The sequence below is a fragment of the Microbispora sp. NBC_01389 genome (assembly GCF_045040095.1).
In the GTDB taxonomy this organism is placed as follows: Bacteria; Actinomycetota; Actinomycetes; order Streptosporangiales; family Streptosporangiaceae; genus Microbispora.
The window spans coordinates 7,324,768-7,342,269 of record NZ_CP109552.1 but is presented as its reverse complement, the minus strand read 5'-3'; the positions used below and the strand labels follow the sequence as shown (position 1 = coordinate 7,342,269).

Genomic DNA, 17,502 nt, shown 5'->3' with positions numbered 1-17,502 from the left:
CGGGGAGATCACGGCTCGGGGACGGCCTCCCACTCGCGGCAGGGGCTGAGCGCGTAGTGGTGGTAGATCATGCCGATGGCCGGTTGCGGCCAGCCGGGCATCGCGTCGCCGGCCGTGTCACCGGCCGTGTCACCGGCCGGGGGAGGGGCCGGCTCGCCGATGTCGGCGGCGCTGACGGACTGCCCGCCCGGACCGCAGACGCAGCCGGGGCTGCCCTCGTGGCCGATCACGTCGTCGATCGGCATCACGTGTACGAACCTGTCCATCCACATCACCCGCCCTTGACCGAGGATTGCGGACACATTACCTGAATATGTCATAAACGGGAATAACCTGCGCAAACTCCACTCTCGTCGGGCCATTGATTTTTGTTGGGATGGACGGCAAACTAACTCCACAATCGCCGGATGAGCTTGATGGAGTGCCGCAATGCCGTACCGCCCCCCGTTGGTCGCGCGCGAGTTCTTCGTGGCCGATCCTCCCGAGTTACCGGTGCGTGAGCCGGGCGAGACGGGCCTGTCCGCGCTGACCGGCGCGGAGGTGGTGGCCGCCGACGGGCAGGGGGTGACACTCAAGGGCTCCACCTCGGCGGAGGAGACGCTCGTCGTGCAGATCACGGCCGCGGGCGAGGGGGTGATCCGGGTGCGGCTGTCGGAGGACCCCGACGCCCGCACCCGGTCCGCCCGCGCGATCGGCATGGTCACCCCCGGCGAGTACGCCGGGACCGTCGTGGAGGCGAACCACAGCCGCGTCGTCGTCGAGGCCGGGTCGCTGCGCGCCGAGGTGCGGCTGAACCCGTGGAACCTGCGCTTCACCGACCGGGCCGGCCGGACGCTGGTGGAGCAGGACCCGGGCCACGCCGACATCAGCGGCCGCCTCCGCACGCTGCCGTTCGGCCGTTCCACCGTCGACGGCGCCCCCGTCGCCTATCACGACACGTTCGTCGCCCCGGCAGACGAGGCGTTCGGCGGGTTCGGCGAGTCGTTCACGCCGCTCGACAAGCGCGGCCAGCGCCCGCTCATGTGGAACTTCGACGCGTTCGGCGCCGAGTCGCAGCGCGCGTACAAGAACGCGCCCTTCTACCTGTCCAGCAGGGGATACGGCATCTGCGTCGACAGCGGCACGCCGGTCGAGTTCGACATGTGCCAGTCCACCCACAGCGCCGTGCAGATCGTCGTGCCCGACGACCTCATCGACTACTACGTGATCGCGGGGCCGACTCCGGCCGAGGTGCTGGACCGGTTCGACGGGCTGACCGGCCGGCCGGAACTGCCGCCGAAGTGGGCGTTCGGCACCTGGATCTCCTCGGGCTTCTTCCGGGACAGCCAGGAGCGGGTGCTGGAGCGCGCCAGGAAGATCAGGGAGCGCGGCATCCCCTGCGACGTGCTGCACCTCGACTGTTACTGGCAGGCGGACGGCCACTGGTCCGATCTCCAGTGGGACCCGGAGACGTTCCCCGACCCGGCGGGCATGCTCGCCACGCTCAAGGAGCAGGGATTCCGGGTCTGTCTATGGATGAACTCCTACATCTCGCATCTCAGCCCGGCCTTCGCCGAGGCCGCCGGGAAGGGCTACTTCCTCAGGCGGCCCGACGGCGAGACGTACGTCGCCGACACCTGGCACGGCTCCTATCCCGCCTGCGGCATCGTCGACTTCACCAACCCCGAGGCCGCTGAATGGTTCAGGGGACTGTTGCGCGACCGGCTGCGCGAGGGCGTCGCGGCGTTCAAGACCGACTTCGCCGAGGGCGTGCCGGCCGACGCGGTGGCGTTCAACGGCATGACCGGCACGGACCTGCACAACGTCTACACGCTGTTGTTCAACGACCTCGTCGCCGAGGTGACCCGCGAGGTCAACGGGCACGGCCTGGTCTGGGCGCGCTCGTCCTTCCTCGGCGGCCAGCGCCACTCGGCCCAGTGGAGCGGCGACGTCGACACGACCTACCCCGCGATGGGCAGCACGATCAGGGGCGGCCTGTCGCACGGCCTGTCCGGGGTCCCGTTCTGGAGCCACGACGCGGGCGGTTTCACCGGCACGCCCACCCCGGACCTCTATATCCGCTGGTCGCAGTTCGCCGCGCTCTCCCCGCTCGTACGGTTCCACGGCACGACCACCCGGGAGCCCTGGGAGTTCCCGCCGCACGCCGAGCAGGCCGCCATCGAGGCCCTGCGGCTGCGCTACCGGCTCATGCCGTACATCTACTCGGCGGCCGTCACCGCGGCCGAGACGGGCGCGCCGATGCTGCGCGCCCTCTGCGTCGACCACCCGGACGACCCGGTGGCCTGGCAGGCCGATCTGGAGTACCTTCTCGGAACCGACCTGCTCGTCGCCCCGATGACCTCCGCCGACGGCACCAGGAAGGTCTACCTGCCCTCGGGGGTGTGGGTGGACTACTGGACCGGCCAGACGGTGGACGGCGGACGCTACGTCACGGTGTCGCCGCCGCTCGACCGGATCCCCCTGTTCGGACGGCACGGCTCGATGGTCCCGGTCACCGAGCCGGGTGACACCGTGGCCGACGACCCGTGGATCTCCCTGCTCGTCTTCGGCCTGCCGGAGCGCGAGAGCCGTACGACGATCAGGGACCTGGACGGGGACACGAGGGTCAGGGCGGTGTGGGACGGCGACCGGCTGACCGTCACCGCCGAGGGCCCCAAGCGGATCGGCGGCGTCGAGTTCGCCGGCCCCGGCGCCCCGGTCGTCATCAACTGAACAATCCCCCTGGAGAACAACCATGGTCAAGTTAGGCAGGAGCGCGGCGGTGGCGGCACTGGCCGCGGCCGTCCTGGCGCTCGGCGCGTGCGGCGGGAGCGACGGCAAGTCCGAGGGCGGCAGCGCGAGCGGCGGTGGTTCCGCTGAGGCCAGGACGCTCACCCTCTGGCACTACGAGACGGGCAACAGCGCCATGGGCACCGCCTGGGCCGAGGCGATGAAGGAGTTCGAGGCGAGCCACCCCGGCGTCAAGGTGAAGTTCGAGGAGAAGGGCTTCGAGCAGATCCAGAAGACCGCCGGCATGGTCCTCAACTCCGACGAGGCCCCGGACATCATGGAGTACAACAAGGGCAACGCGACGGCGGGTCTGCTGTCGAAGCAGGGCCTGCTGACCGACCTGACGGAGGAGGCGACCAAGCGCGGCTGGGACAAGCTGCTCAGCCCGTCGCTGCAGACCACCGCGAAGTACGACGAGCGGGGCATCATGGGCTCGGGCAAGTGGTTCGGCGTGCCGAACTACGGCGAGTACGTGATGGTCTACTACAACAAGGACATGTTCGATAAGGCGGGCGTGAAGGTGCCCACCACCTTCGACGAGTTCACCGCGGCACTCGACACGTTCACGAAGAAGGGCACCACGCCGATCGCGATGGCGGGCGCCGAATACCCCGCCCAGCAGCTGTTCTACCTGCTCGCCCTGAACAAGGCCAACCGCGCCTGGGTCGACTCCTTCGAGCTCTACAAGGGCAAGGTCGACTTCCACGGACCCGAGTTCACGTACGCCGCCCAGACCATCTCCGACTGGGTGAAGAAGGGCTACATCGCCAAGAACTCGGCCGGCATGAAGGCCGAGGACATGGGCGTGGCGTTCATCGGCGGCAAGTTCCCGATCATGGTGTCGGGCAGCTGGTGGTTCGGCCGCATGCAGGAGGAGATCAAGGGCTTCAAGTGGGGCTCGTTCCTCTGGCCCGGCCAGTTCGCACCCGAATCCAGCAGCATGTGGCCCGGCCAGTTCGCACCCGGATCCAGCGGCAACATCTGGGTCGTGCCGGAGAAGTCCAAGAACAAGGACCTCGCCTACGACTTCATCGACATCACGATGAAGAAGGAGGTCCAGAACCTGCTCGGCAACTCCGGCGGCATCCCGGTCGCGGCCGACCCCGCCGCGATCACCGACGAGCGGAACAAGGAGCTCATCGAGAACTTCAACAAGCTCTCGACGCAGGACGGCCTGGCCTTCTACCCCGACTGGCCCGCCCCCGGCTACTACGACGTGCTCGTCTCCGGAGTGCAGGAGCTGATCAACGGAGACAAGAAGCCGGAGGAGGTCCTGGACGAGATCGCCCAGCCCTACAACGACAACCTCGCCGACATCGGCAACTAGGAGACTCGCCGCACCCTCCTCCGACCCCGGCGGCGGGATCACCTGACCGGTCTCCGCCGCCGGACCCACCCTGAAAGGTCCGCACATGGCACCACCCGACGCGGGTGCCGCCCGCCCGCGCGGGAGGGGCGGCTACTGGCTCTACCTCCTGCCGAGCCTGGTGCTGTTCCTCGCGATCATCGTCGTGCCGTTCCTGATGAACGTCGCGACGAGCTTCACCCGCTGGTCCGGCGTCGGCACTCCCACCTGGATCGGGCTCGACAACTACACGAAGCTCTTCCGGGACGAGCGGTTCTGGGCGTCCTTCCAGCACAACGTGGCGCTGATCGTCGCGATGGCGGTGGTGCCGACGGTCGTCGGCCTGGTGCTGGCCGCCGCGTTGTTCGACTACATCGCCAGGCGGTTCGGCGCGCGTACGGCCTCGGCCCTGCGCGCGGCGTTCTATCTGCCGCAGGTGCTGCCCGTCGCGGTGGCCGGCGTGGTCTGGGGCTGGATGCTGCACCCGTCGTACGGCGCGGTGAACCAGATCTTCGGGCTCAAGGTCAACTGGCTGGGCGACCCCGACCTGGCGCTGGCCACGGTGATGGCGATCATGGTGTGGTTCCAGCTCGGCTACCCGGTCGTCATCTTCATGGCCGGGCTCCAGCGGGTGGACCCCTCGCTGTACGAGGCGGCCGAGATCGACGGCGCCTCCTGGTGGCGCAGGTTCTGGCACATCACGATCTCGCAGATCCGGCCGGAGATCTTCGTGGTCCTGCTCACCTGCACGATCGCGGCGCTCAAGGTGTTCGGCCCGATCTTCGTGCTCACCCGGGGCGGCCCGGGCTCGGCGACGATGGTGCCGTCGTACTTCTCCTACCTGAACTTCTTCCAGAAGGTGAACGTCGGATACGGCTCGGCGATCGCCACCGTGCTCGCCCTGATCATCGTCGTGGTGACCTTCCTCTTCCTGCGCGTCCAGGACCGTGACCAGGAGCGTGACTCGTGACCTCCGATCGCCACTTCGGCCAGCCGGGGCGCTGGGCGGTCCTCGCGGCGCTGGTCGTGCTCGCGGTCGTGATGCTCGTCCCCTTCGCGATCGTCACGCTCAACGCGTTCAAATCGCCGGCCGAGTACTCGTCGGGCGGCCCGCTCAGCCTGCCGCACGGGCTGTACCTGGACGGGATCGTCGCCTTCTGGCAGCGCGTCGACTTCGGCCTGAAACTCTGGAACAGCCTCCTGATCAGCGGCGTCGTCGCGGTCGCCGCGGTGCTGCTGTCGGTGCTCAACGCGTACGCGCTGGGGATCGGCCGGGTCCGCGGCCGGCTGTGGCTGCTCGTGCTCTTCCTGGTCGCCAACACGCTGCCGCAGGAGGCCCTCGTCTACCCGCTGTACTTCCTGGCGAAGCAGGCGGGGCTGTACGACTCGAAGCTCGCGGTCATGCTGATCTTCACGGTGATCCAGGGGGCCTTCGGCACCTACCTGCTCTCATCGGTGCTCGGGCGGTTCCCCCGGGGGATCCTGGAGGCGGCCGAGCTCGACGGGGCGAGCAGATGGCGGATCCTGTGGGGGATCGTCGTGCCCATCAGCCGGCCGACCCTCACCGTGCTGCTCATCTTCTTCTTCATCTGGACGTGGAACGAGTTCTTCCTGCCGATGGTGTTCCTCATCTCCAACGACAACCAGACCGTGCCGGTCGCCCTCGGCGTCCTGCAGGGGGAGAAGATGATGGACGCCACCATGTCCAGCGCGTCCGCGCTGCTCGGCATCGTGCCGGCCGTGGCCTTCTTCCTGATCTTCCAGCGCACGCTGACCCGCGGCATCACGGTCGGCGCGCTCAAGTAAGTCCCCGTTAAGAGAACCCACCCGAGAAGAAACGCGTCACTACCTGACCTGGAGGCGCAATGTCCCGTCGCCGTTCGGCGATGCTGTCCGCGTCGGCCGCCCTGGCTCTGGCTCTGAGCCTGGGCGCCGGCCCTGTGCGGGCGGCCGGCGACTATCCGTTCCGAAATCCGTCGCTGCCGCTCGCGCAGCGTGTCGACGACCTGCTCGGGCGGCTCACGCTCGACGAGAAGGTGTCGATGTTGCACCAGTACGCCCCGGCGATCGACCGCCTCGGCGTCGGCATGTTCAAGAGCGGCACCGAGGCGCTGCACGGCGTGGCCTGGTCGACCGACATCGACAACAACGGCGCCGTGGTCACCGCCACCGGCACCGTCTTCCCCCAGGCGCTCGGCCTGGCCAGCACCTGGGACCCCGCCCTGATCAAGCGGGTCGGCTCCGCCGTCGGCGACGAGGCCCGCGGCTTCCACGCGCAGAACCCGCGCGTGTGGGGGCTCAACCTGTGGGCACCCGTCGTCAACCTGCTGCGCGACCCGCGCTGGGGCCGCAACGAGGAGGGATACTCCGAAGACCCCCTGCTCACCGGCGCCATCTCCACGGCGTACGGATCGGGCATGGAGGGCGACGACCCCGACCACCTCAAGTCGGCGCCCACCCTCAAGCACTACCTGGCCAACAACAACGAGATCAACCGGGACGTCACCTCCTCGGAGCTGCCGCCGCGGGTCAAGCACGAGTACGACGAGGCGGCGTTCAAACCGGCCATCTCCGCGGACGCCGCGACCGGCGTGATGGCGTCCTACAACCTCGTCAACGGCCGGCCCAACACGGTCAGCCCGGACCTGAACGACGTCGTCCGTTCCTGGACGAACCGGACCCTGTTCAACGTCTCCGACGCCTGGGCGCCGAACAACCTGGTGCAGAGCGAGAAGTACCACGCGACCCAGGCCGAGGCCGACGCCGCGCTGATCAGGGCGGGCCTCGACAGCCTGACCGTCGACGACACCAACGGCGGGCCGACGGTCGCGGCGGTCAAGGAGGCCCTGTCGAAGGGGCTGCTGACCCAGGCGGACGTGGACAACGCCGTGCGGCACCAGCTCAGCATCCGGTTCCGGCTCGGTGAGTTCGACCCGTACGGCGGGCCGTACGGGAAGATCACCAAGGACGTCGTCAACAGCCCGGCGAACCAGAGGCTGAACCGCGAGACCGCGGCCAAGGCCATGGTTCTGCTGAAGAACTCCGGCGGCGCGCTGCCGCTGAAGCCCGGCAAGAAGGTCGCCGTGGTCGGCCCGCTCGCCGACGTCCTCTACACCGACTGGTACTCGGGCGCCCTGCCGTACAAGGTGACCCCGCTCGCCGGGATCAGGGAGCGCGCGAAGGCGGTGTCCTCCTCCGAGGGCGTCGACCGGATCGCCCTGAAGGACGTCGCCACCGGGAAGTACATCAGCGCGCCCGCCACCGGGGGAGACCTTAAGGAGAGCGCGGCCACGGCCGGCGCGACCGAGCAGTTCGACGCGTTCGACTGGGGCCAGGGCGTGCTGACGCTGCGCAGCGCGGCCAACGGCAAGTACGTCAGCCGGGCCAACTGGGCGACGCTCGCCAACACCGCCGACCAGCCGTCCGGCTGGTTCGTGCAGGAGCAGTTCAAGCTGGAGCAGCAGACCGACGGCACCTTCCTGCTGCGGTACGCCGGCTACGAGACGAGCGAGAGCTGGTTCGGCCCGAACGCGTACGTCAAGGCCGAGGCGGACGGCACACTCAGTCTGACCACCGCCGACCAGGCCACGCACTACGCCAAGGAGGTCGTCTCCCGCGGCGTGGACGACGCGGTCGCCAAGGCGAAGGCCGCCGACGTGGCGGTCGTCGTTGTCGGCAGCATGCCGTTCATCAACGGCCGCGAGGCGCACGACCGCACCGACACGAACCTCGCCGAGGGCCAGGAGGCCCTGGTCAGGGCGGTGAAGAAGGCCAACCCCAACACGGTCGTGGTGCTGCAGAACAGCTACCCGACGACGATCAACTGGGAGCAGGACAACGTCCCGGCCATCCTGTGGACCACCCACGCGGGCGCCGAGACCGGGCACGGCCTCGCCGACGTGCTGTACGGCGACGTCAACCCGGCGGGACGGCTGACCCAGACGTGGTACCGGTCGGCCGGCGAGCTGCCGGACATCCTCGACTACGACATCGTCAAGAGGGACCGCACCTACCTGTACTACCGGGGCAGGCCCCTCTACCCGTTCGGGTACGGCCTGTCGTACACGTCGTTCGCCTACCAGGGCCTGAAGGCCGTGCCGAAGGGCGACGCGTACGAGGTCTCGGTGAAGGTGACCAACACCGGCTCCCGGGCCGGCGACGAGGTCGTGCAGCTCTACACCCACCAGCACCGGTCGCGGGTGAAGCAGCCGGTCAAGCAGCTGCGCGCGTTCCAGCGGGTGCCGCTGGCGCCGGGGCAGACGAAGACGGTCACGATGACCGTCAAGAAGGCCGACCTCGCCCTGTGGGACGTCACGCGGAACAGGTGGACGGTCGAGAACGCGACTCACGACATCCTCGTGGGATCCTCGTCGGAGGCCGTCCGCCAGCGCTCGACGATCAATGTCAAGGGCGAGGACATCCCGCACCGCGACCTGTCGACGACCACCCGGGCGATCGACTTCGACGACTACTCGGGCGTCCACCTGGTGGACGAGACCAAGGTCCGCGGTGACGCCGTGGCGGGCGCGGACGGCGGCTGGATCGCGTTCAAGGACGTCCAGCTCCGCAAGCCCGCGAAGGTGACCGTGGGTGTGGCCTCCGTGGCCGGCGGGAGGATCGAGGTGCGCCTCGGCTCCCCGAACGGCACGAAGGCGGCCACGATCCCGGTCGCCGCGACCGGCGGCGTCTACCAGTGGGCCGCCGCCACCGCTCCGGTCTCCGGCGCGAACGGCGTGAAGGACGTGTACCTGGTCTTCACCGGCGACGTCCGGATCAAGGACCTCACCCTGAGCTGAGCCTCGGGCGGCAGGACCGGACCGGACATCGAGGACGCCCCGCGGGTGAGCACCGCCCACCCGCGGGGCGTTCCGTCGTCGTACGGCGGCAGCCGGCCGGCACCCGTCACCACTCCGCCGCCGTCACCGCCGCCGCCGTCACCGCCGCCGCCGTCACCACCGGCCGGAGCGGGACACCCAGGCGTTCTGGTTGAACCAGCAGGGGCCGCCCCGCCGCCTGCAGACGTTGCCCTGGGAGTTGGAGGTGCCGTTCACTCCTATCGTGGCCTGCTGCAGGCCGTTCGCGTTCTTGAGGCTGCCGAGCACCATGTAGCCCCCGAAGGTCCTGCCGTTGCCCATGTTGATGCGGGACCCGTTGCCGTTGTTGTCGGCCGCGACGAAGCCCCCGCTCCCGCCCCCGCCTCCGTGTCCGCCGCCGGACAGCGGCACGGCGTACGCGGCGGTCGTGAGGCCGGCCAGGGAGCCGAACGGGAGTCCCGCGCCGAGGGCCGCCGTGACCACGGCCATGACCGCGGCCGTGACCGCGATCGCGACACACCGGCACCGGGCCACCCGGGTGAGCGCGTCGCGCGCAGCATGCACCTTCATCTCCGCCGGCTCCTTGGGTGGACGTGCGAACGCGTCGCCTTCCGCGACCGCAATCGCGGCATACCCCGATGGGCGGGGCCGCTCCCGGTCCACGGCGAGCCCCGACGCAGCGGATACTGTTCCTTTCCCGGCACCCGGCGACTGCCGGGCATTCGTCCCAATCGCAGGCGGCGCGGGTCAGGCCGGCGTCAGCACGTCCAGCGCTCTGTGGTCCTCGTCCACCCCCGGGAGGAGCACGGCGTCACCGGAGGAGTTCCGCGTGCGCAGCGGCAGGATCTCCTGGTAGGCGGGCGACCGGTACCAGGCCCTCGCCGTGTCGAGGTCGGGGAACCCGATGACGATCAGGGTCTGCGGCCAGCTGCCCTCCAGCAACTCCGCCGCGCCGCCGTGGATGACGAAACGGCCGCCGAACGGCTCCAGCGTGGCGTCGATGCGCCGCAGGTACTCGACGATGTCCGCGCCGACGGCGACGTCGCGGAGCTGGGCGATGGCGTAGGCGGGCATGGTTGCTCCTGTGGCCGGGCGGCGGTGCCGGGGACGGGCGTCCCCACCTGGCTCCGAGCATGTCCCAGGCCGGTCACGGAGGCGATGACCCGTGAGGTAATGCCCGGGCGGCGGAGCCGCCCGCGTCTCGCCCGTCGGACGGGACCGTCGATAAGTCGGACGGGACCGTCGATAAGGAGGGCGATCGATCACGCTTTCGCTATTCTCCCCGTTATGGCCGAATCGCTGGGGGAGCCACTGGCCTCGCGATACCACCTGCTGCGCCCGCTGGGCTCCGGCGGCATGGGCCGGGTATGGCTGGCCAGGGACCCGGTGCTGGACCGCGAGGTGGCCGTCAAGGAACTGCGTCTCCCCGAGGGGCTCGGCGAGCGGGAGCGGGCCGAGCTCGTCGCCAGGGTCATGCGCGAGGCCGAGGTCACCGCGCGGGTGCGGCACCCGGGGATCGTCGCGCTGCACGACGTGCTCCTCCAGGACGGCAGGCCGTGGATCGTCATGGAACTGCTCCGCGGCCGGGACCTCGCCGCGCAGGTCGCGTCGTCCGGGCCGCTGCCGTACCGGCAGGTGGCCGACCTCGGCGCCCGGCTCCTGGAGGCGCTGTCGGCCGCGCACGCCCAGGGCGTGCAGCACCGGGACGTCAAGCCCGGCAACGTCTTCCTGACCGCCGACGGCCGGGTGGTGCTCACCGACTTCGGCATCGCCCGGCCCACCGGTCAGGCGTCGATCACCGAGGCGGGGCTGCTCGTCGGCTCGCCGGGCTTCATCGCGCCCGAGCGGCTCGCGGGCGACCGCGGGGGCCCGGCCGCCGACCTGTGGTCGCTCGGGGCCACCCTCTACACGGCGGTCGAGGGCGTCCCGCCGCACCAGGGCACCCAGGCCGAGGTGATCGCGGCGACGCTCACCCGCGACCCCCGGCCACCGGTGCTCGCGGGGCCGCTCGGCCCGGTGCTGACCCGGATGCTGGCCCGTGACCCCACGCACCGCCCGGACGCGGGCGCGACGCTCGCGACGCTGCGCCGGATCGCCGACGGCGGCACGCCCGGCCCGGAAGCCCGGACCGACGCCCCGGCCGGGCCCGCCCGGCGCCGCCGGTGGTGGATCGCGGCCGTCGCCCTCGCCGTGGCGGCCGCCGCGGTGCCCCTGACGGCGTACGCGCTGCGGGACGGCGAGCCCGGCACGCCCCCGCCGCGGGTCTCGCCGGTCTTCACCCGCGCCGTGGACCTGTGCCGGGCGCTGTCCGGAGCGGAGGTACGCCGGATCCTGGGCGCCCCGGCGGACCCGCGTCCGGAGAAGGCGGGCTGCCAGTGGGCCGTCACCGGCGCGGGCGTCGAACTGGGCGCCGAGACCGACTCCGACACCCCGGAACCGTGGGCGCTGGACCTGGCCTCCGCGCGGACGCTCATGCAGGGGCTGCGCCGGCAGTACGCCTCGGGACCGCGCGACGGCGACCTGATCTGGTACGAGGTCGGGCTCGACCGGAAGACCCAGGTCGTCGAGTCGGCCGCGCGGGACGTGCCGGGGCTGGCCGACGAGGCCTTCGCCGTGGACGTCACCACGCCGGAGGGCACGGCGAAGGCCGCCTGGGTGTACTTCCGCCTCGGCGACCTCGTGGCCGTGCTGCGGTACGCCCACCTGGACGTGACGTCCCCGGCCCGGCTGCGGGACGCGGCGGTCGCGGCGGCCCGGTCGGCCGCCGGCGGCCTGAGCGGGCTGGCGTAGCCGTGGAGGTGCTCGCCGGGCGGTACCGCCTCACCGAACGGCTCGGTGAGGGGGGTGGCGGCACGGTCTGGCGTGCCCACGACGAACTGCTGCGCCGCGAGGTGGCGATCAAGCAGCTCCGCGTCCCGCCGGACCTGGACGACCGGCGGCTCGCCGAGTTCCTCGGGCGGGCCGTCGACGAGGCCCGGGCGGCGGGGCGGCTGAGCCACCCCTCGATCGTGACGATCCACGACGTCGTCGGGCACGCCGGACAGCCGTGGATCGTCATGGACCTGGTGCCCGGCCACTCCCTCGACAGGATCGTCCGCGAGCACGGGCCGCTGCCCTCCGAGCGGGTCGCGGAGATCGGGCTGGCCGTGCTCGACGCGCTGGAGGCGGCCCACGCGCGGGGCATCCTGCACCGGGACGTGAAGCCGGCCAACGTGCTGATCGGGCCGGACGGCCGGGCCCTGCTCACCGACTTCGGCATCGCCGCGCCGATGGGCGAGGGCGGCGCCTCCTGGCGCAGTTCGGCCGGGTCGCCCGCCTACATGGCGCCGGAGCGGTTCCGGGAGGAGCCCGATGGGCCCGCCTCGGACCTGTGGTCCCTCGGGGCCACGCTCTACACGGCGGCCGAGGGCGAGACGCCCTTCCACCGCCCCACCGCCGCCGCGCTCGTCGCCGCCGTCCTGCTCCACGAACCGCCGCCGATGACGCGGGCGTCCCGGGTGCTGGCCTGGATCGTGCTCGCCCTGCTCGACAAGGACCCGGCGCGGCGCCCGCCGCCCGAGGTCGTGCGGCAGGCCCTGCGCGCCGCCGCCGCGCGGCCCGTCCCCGCTCCCGCCGTACGGCCCGCCCGATCGTGGCGCCTGGCCGTCGTGGCGGCCCTGGTGATCGTGGCGGGCCTTGCGGCGGGCCTCGGCGCCTGGCTCCTCACGTCGGGGCGGGACGAGGGCGGCGGGCGCTTCGCCGCCGTCCCCTACGCCTGCCGCAGCCTCACCGACACGCAGATCCGCGACCTCCTCGGCGCCGCGCCCCGCCCGGAGCCCTCCTGGGGCCAGGGGAGCGAGGGCGGCGGAGGCGCGCGGCAGGGCGGAGACGGCGGAGGAGGCGCGGGCGGATGCGCGTGGACCGAGCGCGTCAGCGGGCACGCGGGGACGATCACCGTCGGCTTCCGGCTCCCCGGCGACGGCGCGGGCGAGGCGGCCGCCGCCCGGGAGCTCGCCTCGGAGCGGGCGGCACGGGGCGCCGCGGCGCGCGACCGCCCGGGGGTCGCCGACGAGGCGTTCGCCTGCGACACGGCCGACCCCGGAGCCGGGACCACCGGCGCCACGGTCTGGTTCCGCCTCAGCAACCTCGTCGTCGAGGTGGCCTACCGGCGCACCGGTGACCCGTCGGTCACCCAGGCCGACCGGAGCACCGCCGAGCGCGCCGCCGAACTCGTCGGTATCGGACTCGGCTGAGGTCGCCCCTCCATTCGACCCTCCCGTTCGCACCCCCTGTAGGAGATCGAGATGACCAGCGGTGACGACAGCCCCGTCGGCCCCGGCGGGAACCCGCCCGAGGACCGGCCCTCGCGAGGCGGGCCGCCGTACCCGCCGCCCTACCAGCCCCCCCAGCAGCCCCCCCAGCAGCCCCCCCAGCAGCCCTCGCAGCAGTCGCCGTACCCGCCGCCGCCCCAGCCCCCGTACGGCCCGCCGCCCGGCGCCGCCCAGCCCGGCCCGCCACAGGGCCCGCCGCCGGGTGGACAGCCTGGCCCCTACCCGGGTGGGCAGCCCGGCCAGTACCAAGGGCCGCCCCAACAGGGGCCCCCGCCCGGTGGTCATCCGGGCTCCCCACAGGGATCGCCCCCGGGCGCTGCCCCGCCCGGCCAATATCAAGGGCCGCCGCAGCACTCCCAGCCGTACCCCGAGCAGTATCCGCAGCAGTCCGGCCCGTACGGACAGCAGCCGTACGGGCAGCAGCCGTACGGGCAGTCGCCGTACCAGTCCGGCCCGCCCGGGCAGCCGTACGGGCAGCAGCAGCCCTGGCAGGGGTGGCAGGCGGCGACGCCGCCTCCGCCGGAGCTCTGGCAGATGCCGACGCAGCCGTCGGCCCCCGCGCGGCGGGGATGGGTGCTGCCCGTAGCGGCGGTCGGAGCCGTGCTGCTGGTGGCGGGAGGCGCCTTCACGTTCATGACGGTGCGGCAGGGCACGACCCCGGCCCGGCCGGTGGCGACCCCGGCCCGCCCGGCGGCCTCGTCCGCCACGGCGGCGCCGCAGGCGGCGGCCGCGGACGTGTGCGCGATGCTCGACCCGGCCGAGGCCGAGCGCCTCGTGCCACGCGCCGAGATCAACTCGTCGAGCAACGACAACCGCGGCGGCACCCTCGTCAGCTACGTCCGGTGGACCTGCGAATGGAGGAACCGGAACATCTCCTACAAGGACGTCACCCGTAGCCGCGAGATCACGGTGAACGTGTCCAGGTTCGACGCGCTCGGGACCACCACCGCCGAACAGGCGGCGCGCATCCAGTTCAACGGTGAGCTCAGCCAGTACAAGTACGGCGCGACGCACTCGGACCAGGAGCACTACTACTCGAAGCCGAGGGAGTTCCGGGAGATCGGGAACGGCGCCGTGGCCCGCTACCAGTGGACGCGGGAGGGCAAGGAGTACTGGTACTCGTTCGGCGAGGGGGCCGGACGCGTCGGTGACGTGTACTTCCAGGTGAAGTACGAGGCCAGCCAGAAGAAGAAGGAGGCGGACCTCCTCTCGGCCGAGTCCACCCAGTCGATCACCGAGGAGAACGCCCTGCGTGAGGTGAAGGGACTGCTCGCCCAGGTCGCGAAGTCGGTGACGGCTTGGCGGGCGGGGCAGCCGCTGCCCTACCACGCGCGGCCCAAGCCGAGCCCCACGCCGTCGCCCTCGCCCACCCGGATCCCGCTGCCCAGAGCCTGCGTGAACCTCAAGTCGCTGGCCGCCGGCCTGGTGCCGGGCACCGAGGGCGCGGCGGCGCGGAGCAAGGAGGGCAATTCGACCGTGACGCAGTGCCAGTGGTGGAACGACGCGCTTCCGGTCGGCGGCGGCAAGGTCCGGTGGCGCAACCTGCGCATCGCCGTGCACACCTTCTGGGACGCCGAGTCCGCCCGCTACTACCTCGTGGACGAGCGCTCGAAGACCAAGTTCACGGCGAGCAGCCGGATCGGCGGCATCCGGTGGGGCAAGGTGGAGAAGCTGAGCGGCTTCGGGCAGGACGCCTTCGGCCAGGCGATCCGGCAGCGTACGGACACGGCCCAGTCCAACCGGTACGAGATCTACGCGCTCGACGGGAAGAACGTCGTGTGGGTGCTGTTCGGCGGCAGCGACCGTCCGGAGAAGACGCCGATCAACTCGTCCGACTCGGTGCTCATGGACCCGAAGGAGGCCGCCGCCGGGGCCAAGTCGCTGGCCAGGGCTCTGCTCGACACCCTGTGACGTGAGGCTCTGTGACGTCGCGGCCTGGGGCGGCGGTGTTCGTCCGGGATCGCGCGGGTATCTCCCCCCTCGACCGCGAGTCGACGGGGGGACGACCATGGCTACGTGTGAGGTCTGCGGCAACGACTACGACATGGCCTTCGAGGTGCACAGCCAGGGGGCGGTGCACGTCTTCGACAGTTTCGAGTGCGCCATCAGCCGGATGGCTCCCGTGTGCGAGCACTGCGGGTGCCGCATCGTGGGCCACGGCGCGGAGTACGACGGCCGCTGGTTCTGCTGCGCGCACTGCGCCCGGCAGGAGGGCGCGACCAGGATCGTCGACAGGGAGGCCACCGGCGCCGGCATGCGCTGACAGATGGTCATGGTTCGAAGGCGACGAGGCGGATGACGAGAAATCCCTCTCCTTCGGGCTTGGGGGGCAGTGTCGCGCCGGGCACGGCCTCGAACACCTCGGGGTGTTCGTCGCGGGTCACGACCCCGAACAGGTCGTCCGGCGAGGCGACGCCGAGCCTCAGCACGCGCCTCGCGACGGCGTGGACACCACCACCCGCCTCCAGTTCGGCGGCGACCGCCTCCGCCGCCGACCGGCTGGACACGCGTAGCCGGGCCACCCGTGCCCGCTCCGGTGGGGCTGACCTGGCACGGAGATAGTCTTCGATCTCCCATACGAGTAGTTCGCCGAGATAGTGCGACTTATCCCTCTTCACGATGACCAGGGTCGCCTGTCGCGTTTGATTCTCGTTTGCACTCCGGTTGCCCCACCGGCCGCCGACAGCGGCCGATGCCGGGGCCGCGAGGGTGCGCTTCGGCCGGACACGCGCGGCGGCGCGGCCCCTGGATTCACGTGCCGCGTCACGGTAGGCTTTAGTTAGTTCTATAGCCAAACAAACGCGGAGGGGCGGGTGCCACCAGGGTACCGGGGAGGCGCTGGGACCGGTGGCCGGTGCCGAGCCGCGCGTGACGGAGCCGGAGCGGCCGTCCGTACCGCCGATGTCATGTTGGATTGCGCGCAATTGCGGCATGATGAGCCCAAGCGGGAACGAGGCGGACAGTGATCACTTCGCACAACGGGCCACAGCCGGCCGACTTCACGGACGTACGGGCGACCAACCTCGCCGTCGTGCTGCGGTTCGTCCGTGAGAACGCCCCCTGCTCCCGGGCCGACATCGCCTCCTCCACGGGCCTCAACAAGGCCACCGTCTCCAGCCTGGTCGCCGACCTCATCGACCGGCGCCTGCTGCGCGAGACCGGCCTGACCGAGCACCGGGTCGGCCGCCCCGCCACCATGCTCGTCCTGGACGGCTCGCCGTACGCCGCGATCGGGATCGAGGTCAACGTCGACTACATCACGGCGGTCGCCGTGGACCTCAAGGGCGAGGAACTGCTCAACTGGCGGCGCTCCTTCCCCGGCGGCACCTCGGGACCGGGGCAGGCCGTCGTCGCGATGGCGGCGCTCGCCCGGCGGGTCGTCAGCCGGATGACCAAGGAGGCCCGCCAGGTGCTCGGCCTGACCGTGGCCGTGCCCGGCCTCGTGGACGTCGACGGCATCGTGCGGGTCGCCCCCAACCTGGGCTGGCGCGACGCCGACCTGGCCGGTGACCTCACCAAGGCGCTGCGCGACCCCGGCTTCCCCGTGCTGGTCGACAACGACGCCAACCTCGCGGCGCTGGCCGAGCACCGGTTCGGGCCTCACCGCAACGCCGCCAACCTGGTGTACGTCACCGGCGAGGTGGGCGTGGGCGCGGGCATCGTCTTGGATGGCCGGCTCAGGCGGGGCGGGCAGGGCTACAGCGGCGAGATCGGGCACCTCGAACTCGACCCCGCCGGGCCCGTCTGCCGTTGCGGCCGCCGCGGCTGCCTGGAGGCCGTCGCCGGGGTCGGCGCGATCCTCGCCCACACGGCCCCCGACGCCTCGCCGTCCGATCTCGAACTCGAGATCGACGAGGTAGTGCGGCGGGCGCGGAACGACGACCCGGAGGTCCTCGGGTTGCTGGAGAACCTCGGGCGCCACCTCGGCAGGGGAATGGCGGCCGTGGCCAACCTGCTCAATCCCGAAGTCGTGATCCTCGGCGGCTACTACGTGCCGCTCGCCCCCTGGCTCGTCGGCTGCGCCGAGGAGGAGATGTACGGCCGGGTGCTCGCCCCCGGCGGGGGCGGCTGCCGCCTGGAGGTCTCCACTCTCGGGTACGGCGCCGCCGCGCTCGGGGCGGCCGCGCGGGTGCTGGACTCGGTCGACTCCGGCCGCCTGCCCGCCCAGCGCTGACCCGCGCCCCGCCGGCCCCTCTGCCGATTCCTCCTCCGCCGATGCCCCTGCCGATGCCGATGCGGCGGGCCATGACGCCGGGGCATCGGC

14 protein-coding genes are annotated in these 17,502 nt (G+C 71.6%); 10 read left to right on the top strand and 4 right to left on the bottom strand.

The window, feature by feature from the left end; translation table 11 throughout:
- Window positions 1-8: 8 nt before the first annotated feature.
- Window positions 9-266, bottom strand: a complete 258-nt coding sequence (locus OG344_RS32340) for a hypothetical protein (protein ID WP_405086331.1) — start codon at window positions 264-266, stop codon at window positions 9-11.
- 163 nt (window positions 267-429) lie between these two features.
- Between OG344_RS32340 and OG344_RS32335 the strand changes: the two genes are divergently transcribed.
- The 5 genes from OG344_RS32335 to OG344_RS32315 all read left to right on the top strand — a co-directional run bounded on the left by OG344_RS32335 (window position 430) and on the right by OG344_RS32315 (window position 8,910).
- Window positions 430-2,712 (top strand): TIM-barrel domain-containing protein, encoded by a 2,283-nt coding sequence (locus OG344_RS32335; protein WP_405086330.1) that lies wholly within the window; start codon window positions 430-432, stop codon window positions 2,710-2,712.
- 22 nt (window positions 2,713-2,734) lie between these two features.
- On the top strand, window positions 2,735-4,096 hold the full coding sequence (locus tag OG344_RS32330; RefSeq protein ID WP_405086329.1) for an extracellular solute-binding protein: 1,362 nt from the start codon (window positions 2,735-2,737) through the stop codon (window positions 4,094-4,096).
- 85 nt (window positions 4,097-4,181) lie between these two features.
- Complete coding sequence (locus tag OG344_RS32325) at window positions 4,182-5,084, top strand: carbohydrate ABC transporter permease (protein WP_405086328.1); 903 nt, start codon at window positions 4,182-4,184, stop codon at window positions 5,082-5,084.
- On the top strand, window positions 5,081-5,920 hold the full coding sequence (locus tag OG344_RS32320; protein ID WP_405086327.1) for a carbohydrate ABC transporter permease: 840 nt from the start codon (window positions 5,081-5,083) through the stop codon (window positions 5,918-5,920). The genes OG344_RS32325 and OG344_RS32320 overlap by 4 nt, the downstream gene beginning before the upstream one ends.
- 59 nt (window positions 5,921-5,979) lie before the next feature.
- Complete coding sequence (locus OG344_RS32315) at window positions 5,980-8,910, top strand: glycoside hydrolase family 3 C-terminal domain-containing protein (RefSeq protein WP_405086326.1); 2,931 nt, start codon at window positions 5,980-5,982, stop codon at window positions 8,908-8,910.
- Window positions 8,911-9,063: 153 nt separating this feature from the next.
- Here the strand turns inward: OG344_RS32315 and OG344_RS32310 are convergent, their stop codons facing one another.
- Both OG344_RS32310 and OG344_RS32305 read right to left on the bottom strand, forming a co-directional pair.
- Window positions 9,064-9,498, bottom strand: coding sequence for a hypothetical protein (locus tag OG344_RS32310; RefSeq protein ID WP_405086325.1), 435 nt, complete (start codon window positions 9,496-9,498; stop codon window positions 9,064-9,066).
- A gap of 177 nt (window positions 9,499-9,675) precedes the next feature.
- Complete coding sequence (locus OG344_RS32305; RefSeq protein ID WP_405086324.1) at window positions 9,676-10,002, bottom strand: DUF1330 domain-containing protein; 327 nt, start codon at window positions 10,000-10,002, stop codon at window positions 9,676-9,678.
- 213 nt (window positions 10,003-10,215) lie between these two features.
- Here OG344_RS32305 and OG344_RS32300 point away from each other — a divergent pair, with 213 nt between their 5' ends.
- The 4 genes from OG344_RS32300 (at window position 10,216) to OG344_RS32285 (ending at window position 15,501) form a co-directional block, all read left to right on the top strand.
- Complete coding sequence (locus OG344_RS32300; protein ID WP_405086323.1) at window positions 10,216-11,718, top strand: protein kinase domain-containing protein; 1,503 nt, start codon at window positions 10,216-10,218, stop codon at window positions 11,716-11,718.
- A 2-nt stretch (window positions 11,719-11,720) separates the two neighbouring features.
- The gene (locus OG344_RS32295; protein WP_405086322.1) at window positions 11,721-13,160 is read left to right on the top strand and encodes a serine/threonine-protein kinase; all 1,440 of its coding nucleotides are present in this window, start codon (window positions 11,721-11,723) and stop codon (window positions 13,158-13,160) included.
- A 51-nt stretch (window positions 13,161-13,211) separates the two neighbouring features.
- Window positions 13,212-15,149 (top strand): hypothetical protein, encoded by a 1,938-nt coding sequence (locus OG344_RS32290; RefSeq protein WP_405086321.1) that lies wholly within the window; start codon window positions 13,212-13,214, stop codon window positions 15,147-15,149.
- 97 nt (window positions 15,150-15,246) lie between these two features.
- Window positions 15,247-15,501, top strand: coding sequence for a hypothetical protein (locus OG344_RS32285; RefSeq protein WP_327046987.1), 255 nt, complete (start codon window positions 15,247-15,249; stop codon window positions 15,499-15,501).
- Window positions 15,502-15,508: 7 nt separating this feature from the next.
- On the opposite strand, the gene OG344_RS32280 is transcribed toward OG344_RS32285, so the two are convergent.
- Window positions 15,509-15,856 (bottom strand): hypothetical protein, encoded by a 348-nt coding sequence (locus OG344_RS32280; protein WP_327046986.1) that lies wholly within the window; start codon window positions 15,854-15,856, stop codon window positions 15,509-15,511.
- A 344-nt stretch (window positions 15,857-16,200) separates the two neighbouring features.
- On the opposite strand from OG344_RS32280, the gene OG344_RS32275 reads away from it, so the two are divergent.
- On the top strand, window positions 16,201-17,412 hold the full coding sequence (locus tag OG344_RS32275) for an ROK family transcriptional regulator (protein ID WP_327046985.1): 1,212 nt from the start codon (window positions 16,201-16,203) through the stop codon (window positions 17,410-17,412).
- Window positions 17,413-17,502 lie beyond the last annotated feature (90 nt).